The following is a 1,581-nucleotide window of genomic DNA, read 5'->3' on the forward strand; positions in this document are numbered from 1 at the left end:
TATGCTTCCCGGTGCCATTTGTGGTGATCCTGCATTTAGCTGGAAATATGAAGTTGCACCCGGAGGATTGGGTTTCATCAATGGAAGTGGATTAGGATCTCAATATGATGGTCACTTGGTCTTAGGTGCCGGCAGTGATAAACTGGAAGGCGGCTATTTATTTAAATTTAAGCTGTCAGGAAACAGAAATAAAGTAGTTGTTGATGATTCAAGAATCAATGACCGGGTTGCGGACAACATGACCAAACATGATATCACCGAAAGTGAAAGCCTATTGTTCGGTAAAAACTTTGGCATTGGAACGGATATTCAGACGGGACCCAATGGGAATCTATTTGTGGTATCCTTTTCACATGGTAAAATCTATGAAATCACCAAAAATTAAGAATGCCACACTTTCCCTGCTTGAGGTTTAAAATACATTGAGGGGAATATTACTTTTTCAGGCCCCTATTTGAATAGTCCCAAAAACCAACTGCCTTGTTGGTTTTTGTCTTTTGCTTCATATTCATCAGGCAGCCGAGATTAACATGTCCCCAAAAAACAAAAAAAAACAGGTCGTTAATCTCAAGCAAACAGGAAGATGGATGTTTTTCAAAGGGAAATATACCCAAACGTCTTCCACCTGACAATCCTTATCCCCGAAGAAGGTTAAGTTTGTTCTATCAGTATGAAACATGAATTCATCAAAAATAGCTACAAAGGAAAAATTGACATGTCATCGAGCAGTATTGCCATTTAGGCACACATCAAATAGCCCCACCTTTGTAGCATAAACTAAATCAAATATTATGAGTACAGAAACATTGAATTTCGAAGTCCCAACATTGGACCAAGTATCAGAAAAAAACAAAGGCATATTGACTGCCATCAAAAACCAGGTGGGATTTGTTCCCAACATTTACGCTACTTACGCATATTCAGAAAATGCACTGGAAAGGTACACTACCTTTGCCAATGGCAAAACGACTTTCAACAACAAAGAGAAAGAAGTCATCAACCTGGTGGTTTCACAGGTAAACGGCTGTTCTTATTGCCAGGCCGCCCATACCGCTATCGGTAAAATGAACGGCTTCACAGAAGATCAGATCATTTCGCTGAGAAAAGGTGAGGCCCCTTTCAATGATAAATATGACGCCTTGGTCAAAACAGCCAAAGCCATAACCCTCAAAAAAGGAAAAATTGAAGATGCTGTGTTAGAGAACTTTTTCGATGCGGGATACAATAGAGAAAACCTTGTGGACCTGATTGTGGCCATCGGGGAGAAAGCCACTACCAATCTCCTTCACAACGTGACAGGGATTGAAATCGATTTTCCAAAAGCCGTGGAATTGAGTTAGTCGTTTGGTTTTTCAAGTTTTCAAAAGGCCGTTTCCCATGGAAATGGCTTTTTGTAATTAATACTGAATTATGATCTATCACTACAATCATCCAAGTATTTCAGCAAGCTTTATCCTTTCCGATGGAAAAGACATTGAACAAGCTTTTCAATATGCCGATAGGCATCTTAAATTCATCTGGAACAGAGATCCTAAGGATCTGGAAATTGAAGTGGATGGTATGAAGATTATTTTGAAGGCA

The 1,581-nt window shown here is 39.5% G+C and carries 2 protein-coding genes; both read left to right on the plus strand.

Features of this window, described 5'->3' with window-relative positions; translation table 11 throughout:
- Positions 1 to 385 (plus strand): hypothetical protein (locus ACEW8O_RS20800; protein WP_373496550.1); only part of this gene is annotated, 385 nt, incomplete at its 5' end.
- A gap of 406 nt (positions 386 to 791) precedes the next feature.
- Positions 792 to 1,340, plus strand: a complete 549-nt coding sequence (locus ACEW8O_RS20805) for a carboxymuconolactone decarboxylase family protein (protein WP_373496551.1) — start codon at positions 792 to 794, stop codon at positions 1,338 to 1,340.
- Positions 1,341 to 1,581: the final 241 nt, after the last annotated feature.

Origin of the sequence: Aquiflexum sp. (assembly GCF_041749095.1) — a bacterium.
Classification (GTDB): domain Bacteria; phylum Bacteroidota; class Bacteroidia; order Cytophagales; family Cyclobacteriaceae; genus Aquiflexum.